Here is a 231-nt window from a genome sequence, read left to right as displayed (position 1 = left end):
CAGACGTGCCGTCGCTGGTAGACGGCTTGGTGTCGCGGCCGGTAACCGACTTGATCGCGGCCGCCACGCCATCGAGCAAGTCGCCCGGTTCGGTAAGGAAGGGCAAGCCCGACAGCGACCATTCCACATGCCAGTCCAGGCCGAGCTTATCGAGACTCACGGCCACGCGGTGCTGCAGCCCTTCAACGGTGGAGTCGGTGGAAAAACGGAACTTGAACACCGCCTCCAGCT

1 pseudogene is annotated in these 231 nt (G+C 63.6%); it reads right to left on the bottom strand.

Features of this window, described 5'->3' with window-relative positions:
• Window positions 1-231, bottom strand: a pseudogene (locus AC0IW7_RS25100) (succinyl-diaminopimelate desuccinylase); the annotation flags it as partial.

Source organism: Pseudomonas sp. AC229, assembly GCF_979254655.1.
This window is presented reverse-complemented; position numbering and strand designations above follow the sequence as displayed.